Genomic DNA, 8,898 nt, shown 5'->3' with positions numbered 1-8,898 from the left:
ATCTGTACGAGATTGGATGCCAATTCTTCGTAGTACCGCTTATGCTCGCTGGAAGTCCGCTTTACTGTCCACGACCATGTTTTATAGGCCTCGTTGCATGCATGCGCGAATGCCGTCGCATTCGGCCGCTCTTGGTGATATTCGAAATGTTTGTCTAGAGCCACCCAGACAGACCCCATCAACGGCGAATTCGCCAAGCGATCGAAAAGTGTAATGGTTAGGTCGTCGTACCCAAGGTGCCCCAAGTTCGGGTACCTCACGCCCATCGCTTCGAACTCGGATCGCTCCTTTCGTTCCCTCTCAACAATTCCCTTTACCTCATCTAACCTTTGCAGCATCAGGCGCCGCGAATTGGGCATGGACAACGCGCTTCTCCTTTCAATCCTTCAAACTCAAACCGTAGCGGCACGACGGATAGTTCGGCACCTTTGAGCCGTTACGTTCGCTTCTTGCCTTCGCTGGCCACGAGAAGTTGCACGGCCGCTGCCTTATGCTCCGGAGCGAGATGCGCGTAGCGCAGCGTCATTTTGATGTCGCCGTGCCCTAGCAGCTCGCGGGTGGTGTTGAGATCAACGCCGGCCATCACCAGCTTGCTGGCAAACGTATGGCGAAGATCATGGAATCGAAAGTCCTTAATGTTGGCCTTCTCGGTCAGCTTCGCCCACGACTTGGTCACGGACGTCAGATGGAACAAAACACCGTCGGGCTGCTGCTGCTTCCATTGCTTGAGCACCAACAGTGCTTCGCTGTTGAGCGGGACGTGTCTGGCCTTTCCCGACTTCGCGTAGCCTGCACGCACAGTCAGGAGCTTCTTCTTCAGGTCGATGTCGGCCCACGTGAGCTGCGTGATCTCACCACGCCGTAGTCCCGTATTGAGGGCGAGCAGCGTCATCGGCATCAAATGATCAACGTACCCCGCTAACGGTGGCAACGGTTCTTGACCACGCTCGATGCGCCATTGGTTGCTCGAGGCACGCCGGACTTTGAAACGCTGCTCCCGAGCATCGAGCGCCTTGCGAAGGGCCTTCTCTTCTTTCGGCGACAGGTAGCGGACCCGATCTTCGATGTCCCGTTTGATCCGCTTCATGCCAAGCAACGGATTCGCGGGCAGCAAGTTCCACTCCACTGCCTTGGACAATGCCGCTTTCAGGCGGTCGAGATCGCGATTCACGGTGGCCGGATGACGGCCGGCTTGCAGTCGACTGGCCTTGAACTTGTCAAATGTGGCACGCCCGATAGACGCAAGGGGCTCACTGTACAGATAACCGAACTGCGCCTGGAGGCAGTTCACAGTGGCTTTTCCCGCCTTCGCCGTCGCTTCCAGGTGCGGCTTGTACAGCGCCATGAAATCTCCGAAGGACTCCACAGCGGCGTCGGGTTTCATCGCCTTGATCACGGCCAGCGGGGCTCCGTGCTCGGCTACCTCGCCCAGTTCGCGGCGCGCCGCGTCCCGCGCCCCATCTAGGGTCATGACCGGATAATTGCCGATGATGCGCTCCTGGCCGCGGCCCCAGGTCACCGCCCAGGCTCGGGTGCCTGCGGGGCTGACGCGGAGCACCAGGCCGGGGACGGCCGCGTCCCGCAAGCGGTAAAGTTTGCCGGTGGACTTGGCGGCCTGGATGGTTTTGAGAGTCAGTGTTTCACGAGTGATCTTGGGCATTGCCTTCCCTTCGTCCTGCAAACGTCCTGCAAAAGGAAGCATATCGCGAAATGTCGCGAAACATAACCACCATTAATTTCAATAACTTAATAGATAAGTTATTGACTCAAAACGGACAAAAATTACGTTCGGGACGTAGAAGTCGCAGGTTCGAATCCTGTCACCCCGACCAAAGATTCAAGATTGAAAGGCCCTGAAATCCGCTACCCGGCGTGCTTTCAGGGCCTTTTTCTTTGCCTGTCCGTCGAGTGGCGCCCGGCCCTGTCCTGCCCAGATGTCGCACCGCGAGGCCAGCGCGTTCCCGCCGCGCCTCTCCTGCCTTGGAAGTATCAGGAAAGGACGTAATCCTTCGGCTCCAGCGGCGGTGGCAAATCGGATTCGCCAAGGAGATCACGGAGGTTGATTTCGATGTTCCTGCTCAAGGCGTCGAGCGGCAGGTCATTGGGAAGGAGATCGAACGGATCTTCGATCTGCTCGCCGATCGCGTCCAGACCGAAGAACGTATAAGCGAGGATGCCCACGGCCAGCGGCGTCAGCCAGCCGAGCGGCCCGATCAGGCAGAACGGAAGCACGAAGCAATAGGCATGCACCGTACGGTGAAGCAGCAGGATGTAGGTGAAGGGAATCGGCGTGCCCTTGATGCGCTCGCATCCGCCGAGCACATGAGATAGCTGGTTGAGGCCGTGATCCATCTCAGCCAGCAGGATGCTGTCCACGCCGGCCTCACGGGTGGCGTCCATGCAGTACCGGCCAAGCACGCCCAGCAATGCATTGGGGCGATGCGGCGAGGCGAGCACGGCATGGCAGGCATCCTCAGGCAGCCATCGACGCAAGTCCTCTGCAGGATCGGTGCCGCGCAAATGGTGGCGAAGCGCGTGGGTGAAACCGATCAGGCCGTAGACGAGTACGCGCTGTTGCTCACGTGGCAGCGACGACAGGAACGACGTGGTCTGCCTCGCCATATTGCGCGTGGCAATCACCAGGTCACCCCACAGCGTGCGGCCTTCCCACCACCGCTGGTAGGCGACCGTGTTTCGAAAACCCAGGAAGATGGCCAGGGTCAGTCCCAGCAGCGTAAGCGGCGCGGCATTCAGGGCGAAGTGGACAGCCCAGCCCATGCGACCGGCGATCACCACGGCGATGGAGAGCAGCATCGTGTAGAGCACGCGCGGCCAGATGATGGGAACCACCGAACCCTTCACCGCAAACAGCAGCGTGGTCACCGAATGCGTCTGGTGAGGGCGAACGATCATGCGTGGTACCTGCCAGTCATGGGTGCCTCACATCCTGGGCACGTCCAGGGACGTGCAGCCTTCCGGTTCACGCGGGACAAACAGAGCGCCGTCCCATCAACCCACGCCCCACCGCCCCGCCCGGTCGCGCTAACCCCCTGCGTCTGCGAGGAAACTCGCAGACGGGGCGAAAAACAGCGTACCGGTAGTCGCCCTGCTGACGTCGAGCAGGCGGTCGTAATTCCCGGGAGGCTTGCCGACAAACATGTTCTCCAGCATCTGCTCGATGCGGGCGGGCGATCGTGCATAACCAATGAAATACGTTCCGAACGCACCCTTGCCAACATCGCCGAAAGGCATGTTGTCCCGCACGATCTCCAGCTCCACGCCGTTTTCCTCGATGCTGGTCAGCACGTTGTGCGCGTAGCTGGGTTTGGCTTCATCGGCCAGTTCCACGTCGGAAAGCTTGTGCCGGCCAATGATGCGTTCCTGCTGCTCGATGGGTATGGCGTTCCAGGCTTTCATGTCGTGGAGATATTTCTGCACGACGACGTAACTTCCACCGGCAAACGCGAGGTCTTCTTCGCCGACGATGGTGGCGTCAAGCGCATCCTGGTCCACGGGGTTTTCGGTTCCATCCACGAAACCCAGCAGATCGCGCTCGTCGAAATATTTGAAGCCATGCACCTCATCGACCACCGTGGCCGCGTCGCCGATGCGTGACATGATCTGCGCCGCCAATTCGAAGCACAGGTCCATGTGGGTGGCGCGTATGTGGAACAGCAGATCACCCGGCGTGGATACCGCGTGATGCACGCCGCGAATCTCCTTGAACGGATGCAGGCTGGCTGGCCGTGGGCTGCCGAACACCGTGTCCCAGGCCGCCGAGCCAAAGCCCATCACGCATGACAATCGCCGGGTCGGGTGACGAAAGCTGATGGCCCGCAACAGCGCGGCCAGATCGCTGCAAAGCGCTTTGACTTCCCCTGCCGCCTGGGGAACGGGATTCAAGGTCACCACCAGGAAAATGGCGGAATGAGTCAGCCTTTCAGCCACCGGCTGGGAAACAATGGCAGGCACGATCCGTTCCTCTTTGATGTGTTTCGATGCAGGCTGGTGCGCCATCAGGCGCCATGGGATAGCCGTCGTTTACGCCCGGCGGCGCCGCCTCCCGTGTCCCCATAATGCAGCATCCGATGCCGACACGACGAGCGGAAACGTTGTCCGAACCGGCATGATCGAAAGCCCGGCCCGAGGGAGTGCGTCGCAAGGCATGGATACCGCGCTCGCCGGCAACATCGGTATCCTAGATCGGCAGGTTGTTGTTCCCGGAAACTTTCGCAGGAGCCGCCATGACCTCGACCCGCTTGACCGATCTCGCCCACGGCGGTGGTTGCGGCTGCAAGCTTGCGCCGTCCGTGCTCCAGCAACTGCTGGCCGACAAGCCCGGCGCGATACCTTTCGCGCAGCTGCTGGTAGGAACCGAATCCAGCGACGATGCCGCCGTGTGGCAGGTGGACGATCACACCTGCGTCATCGCCACCACCGATTTCTTCATGCCGGTGGTCGATGATCCTTACGACTTCGGGCGTATCGCCGCCGCCAATGCCCTGTCCGACGTGTACGCGATGGGCGGCAAGCCGATCATGGCACTGGCCATCCTGGGCATGCCGCTGGACAAACTGGATGTGGAGACCGTGCGCAGGATTCTCGCCGGTGGCGAGGCGATCTGCGCCGAGGCAGGCATCCCCGTCGCAGGCGGGCACTCGATCGATTCGGCCGAGCCGATCTATGGACTGGCCGCCATCGGCCTGTGCGCGCCAGCAAACGTGCGCCGCAATGCCGGCGCGCAGGTCGGCGACGCGATCATCCTGACCAAGGGCCTTGGGGTCGGCATCTATTCGGCCGCGTTCAAGAAGCAGGTGCTGCCCGCGGACGCGTACGACGAAATGCTGGCTTCAACGACGCTGCTAAATCGCGTCGGCCATGAACTAGCCCAAGACAATGACGTGCATGCCATCACCGACGTCACCGGTTTCGGATTGTTGGGACACGGCCTGGAAATGGCGCGTGCCAGCGGCGTCCGGCTTCGATTCGAACTGGCGCGCCTTCCGTTCTTTGCGCAGGCGCAAGCGCTGGCCGAAGCGGGCCACGTGACCGGTGCCTCGAAACGAAACTGGAACAGCTACGGCGAAAGCGTCACCCTGCCCGCGGGCTTGCCGGAGTGGCACCACGCCCTGCTCACCGACCCGCAAACCTCGGGCGGATTGCTGGTCGCGTGCAAGGCAGGACGGGCCGAGGCCATCTGCGCATCGATCGAAGCGGCGGGATATCCAGCGGCACGCATCATTGGTGCAGCCGAGGCCGGCGTGCCGGGCATCGACGTCGTTTGACCGTACCGCCGAAGTGGCGGAAGAGAGTGGGAGTCGAACCCACCCGAGACAGTCTTATCTGCCTCACCCGGATTTGAAGTCCGGACGTCCCACCGGGGACGATGCTCTTCCCTTGATGGCGCTTGCCGCCGACGCGGGCTCGAACAGATCGAGATAGCGCGCCTGCATCCTGCGCAGGGTGCCGCGGTTGAGCGTAACGCCTTGACGGTCGAAATACTCCAATATCTGGATGGCGACTTTTCGACCGTTGTCGAGGCGATCACGGAACTGGGCGGCCGTGAACCGGCCATCGGACGCTTGCGCGGCAACGTCGGCGGCGATCATCACCATGTCATGCATCGCCGTGCGCAGGAAGAAATGGTCATGCGCCACTTCATCGACCAGGCCCAGCCGCGCCGCAAACTTCATCTGCTCCCGTACGCCCTGCTCGGGGCGCCCGAGCGCTCCGGCAAGGTCGCGCACGCGTGGCGGGCGGAAGCGGACATCACCGCCCAGCAAGGGTTCGATCCTCTTCCACAGCGCCTCGCGTTCCGGACTCCATTGCAGGGAGTGACCGGCCAGGCGCACGAAGGCGCCATCGCGGACGATGCGACCCGCCAGGTCGGGATGCTGCAACGCTTGCGCGAATGCCAGCGCCGGCAATCTCAGCGGCGACGCGAGCCGGAGCTTCTCGCGACCCATGCCCTGCACGTCCGGATGCGCTTCATGGAACGCCTGCAGCCGGTCGATGAGATCGCCGACGAAACGATGCCAATGCTTCTGGCCGATGACGATGCGCGCGTCGTCTGCGTCGAAGACGATCAGCGACGTTGATTCGACGATGCGTTCCAGCGTGGCCTCGGACAAGACGCGATCCCGCCCGAACGCCAGGAGATCCCAGGCAAACGGAGAGGTATCAAGCAATGCGGCAAACGCCTCTTCGGGATCGGTCGTTGCCAATGCGTTGCGGGTTGCCACCCGTTCGGCGGTGCGACGTTGGCGCGACGGCGCGCGCAGGTCGAGGAACAGGCCACCGCCGATCGTGCGTTGCGCGGAGACATCACGCAGCACGAAACGATCCAGCGCAGCGGCAGCGATGGGTCGACTGAGCACCAGCTGCACGTCTGCGGTGTGGCCGGGCGCAAGCTGGTCATTCTCCAGCAATACGACGCGGGCGCCGACGTCGGTGGCCGCATGGTGCAACCGCACCGGAAACCATTGCCCGATGGCCCTGGGCTCGCCAGGCAGTAGATGAAGGCGCGCATCGATGCGATCCGCCGGCGCGTGCAGGATAGGATCCAACACCATGTCGCCGCGATGTATGGCGTCCTTGGTTATGCCTTCACCAGCGAGATTGAGCGCGCAACGGTCACCTGCCCGGCCGATCTCCGTCGGGCGGTTCTGCGCATGCAGCGAACGCACGCGCGCCTGCAGTCCCGAAGGACTGAGCATCACCTGATCCCTCACGCGCACCACGCCCGACAGCACGGTGCCGGTCACCACCACGCCGATGCCTGCGAGGACGAAAACCCGGTCAACGGCGAGGCGAAAACGACCATCGGCAGCGCGCTCGTCCATGGCGCGTGCTTCGCTAGCCAACCCGTCGCGCAGGGCATCGATGCCTGCGCCGGTGGCCGCGGAAACCGTCAGAATCCGGGCGCCTTCCAGCACGGTGCCCACGGTTGCCTCGCGGATCTGTGCGCTGACTTCGGCCAGCCGCTCCGGCGTAGCCAGGTCCGACTTGGTCAACGCGATGACACCGCGACCGATCCGAAGCAGATCGAGGATCGCCAGGTGTTCCCGCGTTTGCGGCATCACCCCGTCGTCTGCCGCTACCACCAGCAGGGCGAGGTCGATGCCGCTGGCGCCTGCCACCATGGTGTGCACGAAACGCTCATGGCCGGGCACGTCAACGAAGCCCACCACGGAACCGTCATCCACGGGCAAGTAGGCAAAACCAAGATCGATGGTGATACCGCGGGCCTTTTCTTCCTTCAGCCGATCGGTGTCGACGCCGGTCAGCGCCTTGACCAGCGAGGTCTTGCCGTGATCGATATGGCCTGCGGTGCCGACGATCATGGCCTGGACGCGGTGAAGTTATTCCTGTCGAGATGGCGCAGCGAGTCGAGGAACAGCGCCTCGTCCGCCTCGGGCAGGCAACGCAGATCCAGCCGCAGGGCGCCATCGGCGATGCGGCCAATGACGGGGCGAGGCAAAGCACGCAGTGAGACGGCCAGACGTTCCAGCGCGTGCTGGCTGCCGCGCGAACGGATCAGGATGGCAACGCTTTCCAAAGTATCCAGCGGCAGTGCGCCCGACCCGACCTGACTGAGGCAGTCGCCCACGCTCACGACAAACGCATCACCCAGGTACTCGACCACTACCGGCTGCAACCGGTACGCCTGCGCTTCGATGTCGGCCTTGTCGCGCGCCAGAAAGCGCAATGTCGGCAACTTCTCGGCCAGGCGATCGGGATCGCGATACAGCTTGAGCGTGGCTTCGATGGCAGCAAGCCTCACCTTGTCCACGCGCAACGCCCGTTTCAGCGGATTGCGGTTGATTTGCTCGATCAACGCGCGGTCGCCGACGATGAAGCCCGCCTGCGGACCGCCCAGCAGCTTGTCGCCGGAGAACGTCACCAGCTGCGCGCCCTCCTCCACGGCGTCGCGGACGGTGGGCTCTTTCGCAAGTCCGTAACGCGAGAGGTCCACCAGGCTGCCGGAACCCAGGTCGTTCAACAACGGCACGCCGGCGGCGCCGGCCATCGCGGCCAGTTCCCTTGCATCGACTTCCGCGGTGAAGCCCTGGATGCGGTAGTTGGAGGTATGCACCTTCAGCACCATGCCGGTGCGCTCATTGAGGGCGTTGCGATAATCGGCCGGGTGCGTGCGGTTGGTAGTGCCTACCTCGACCATGCGTGCGCCCGCGCGCGCCATGATGTCGGGCATGCGGAACGCGCCGCCGATTTCGATCAACTCACCGCGCGACACCACCGCGTCGCGACCAATTGCAAAGGTATTGAGGCAGAGCAGCACGGCAGCCGCGTTGTTATTCACCACGGTGGCGTCCTGCGCTCCGGTCAGCTCGCACAACAGGTCACGCACGTGATCGTCACGTTCGCCGCGCACGCCATCGACGAGATCGAACTCCAGCGCCACCACATGGCGCATCGCATCCACTGCCGCATCGATCGCGGGCTCGGCCAACACGGCGCGACCGAGATTGGTATGCAGCACTGTACCGGTGAGGTTGAACAATGGACGCAACCCCGGGACTCGCGCTTCCAGTAACCCTCGGGCTCTTTGCGCAAGCTCACTGGCAGTGGGCACCGCGACAGGAACAGTTCGCAAGGCTTCACGCGCTTCGTCCGTGACTTGCCGAATGGCATCGGTAGTAGCGATACGCCCGTGACGTTCCACGAGCGAAGCGGCCTCGTCGGTCGCCAGCACCGCCGTGACCGACGGGAGGTGGCGCAGCAGGTTGACCTCGGATTCGGCCATGGTGCTCCATCCAGTGCATCGCCCATGCCACGCGGCGATGAAGACTCGGGTAGCGCCTATGCTGCGTTGCGAACCAAGCAAGGGTCAAGGCAAACGCAGGGATGACTTTGGCCGCCTGCCGTAGCATGCTGGTT

7 protein-coding genes and 1 tRNA gene are annotated in these 8,898 nt (G+C 62.7%); 1 reads left to right on the top strand and 7 read right to left on the bottom strand.

Annotated elements, in window-relative coordinates; all coding sequences use genetic code 11:
- The 4 genes from VFG49_RS15355 to VFG49_RS15340 form a co-directional block, all read right to left on the bottom strand.
- Positions 1-365 (bottom strand): hypothetical protein (locus VFG49_RS15355; RefSeq protein WP_324862054.1); only part of this gene is annotated, 365 nt, incomplete at its 3' end.
- A gap of 71 nt (positions 366-436) precedes the next feature.
- Positions 437-1,660 (bottom strand): site-specific integrase, encoded by a 1,224-nt coding sequence (locus VFG49_RS15350; RefSeq protein WP_324862051.1) that lies wholly within the window; start codon positions 1,658-1,660, stop codon positions 437-439.
- A 329-nt stretch (positions 1,661-1,989) separates the two neighbouring features.
- Positions 1,990-2,913: a bestrophin family protein gene (locus VFG49_RS15345; RefSeq protein WP_324862049.1), complete on the bottom strand. Its 924-nt coding sequence runs from the start codon at positions 2,911-2,913 to the stop codon at positions 1,990-1,992.
- A 129-nt stretch (positions 2,914-3,042) separates the two neighbouring features.
- The gene (locus VFG49_RS15340; RefSeq protein WP_324862047.1) at positions 3,043-3,972 is read right to left on the bottom strand and encodes a Dyp-type peroxidase; all 930 of its coding nucleotides are present in this window, start codon (positions 3,970-3,972) and stop codon (positions 3,043-3,045) included.
- A 272-nt stretch (positions 3,973-4,244) separates the two neighbouring features.
- Here VFG49_RS15340 and selD point away from each other — a divergent pair, with 272 nt between their 5' ends.
- Entirely contained in the window at positions 4,245-5,285 is a 1,041-nt protein-coding gene (selD, locus tag VFG49_RS15335; protein WP_324862045.1) for a selenide, water dikinase SelD, read from the top strand.
- A 14-nt stretch (positions 5,286-5,299) separates the two neighbouring features.
- On the opposite strand, the gene VFG49_RS15330 is transcribed toward selD, so the two are convergent.
- From VFG49_RS15330 to selA, 3 genes are all read right to left on the bottom strand, one after another.
- Positions 5,300-5,396 (bottom strand) — tRNA-Sec (locus VFG49_RS15330).
- Positions 5,349-7,343 (bottom strand): selenocysteine-specific translation elongation factor, encoded by a 1,995-nt coding sequence (gene selB / locus VFG49_RS15325; protein ID WP_324862043.1) that lies wholly within the window; start codon positions 7,341-7,343, stop codon positions 5,349-5,351. Before selB ends, VFG49_RS15330 begins: the two co-directional genes overlap by 48 nt.
- Complete coding sequence (gene selA / locus VFG49_RS15320) at positions 7,340-8,764, bottom strand: L-seryl-tRNA(Sec) selenium transferase (protein ID WP_324862041.1); 1,425 nt, start codon at positions 8,762-8,764, stop codon at positions 7,340-7,342. The genes selB and selA overlap by 4 nt, the downstream gene beginning before the upstream one ends.
- Positions 8,765-8,898 lie beyond the last annotated feature (134 nt).

This window comes from Dyella sp., assembly GCF_035685885.1.
In the GTDB taxonomy this organism is placed as follows: domain Bacteria; phylum Pseudomonadota; class Gammaproteobacteria; order Xanthomonadales; family Rhodanobacteraceae; genus Dyella.
The sequence above is the reverse complement of the archived record's forward strand: the minus strand, read 5'-3'. Positions and strand labels throughout refer to the sequence as shown.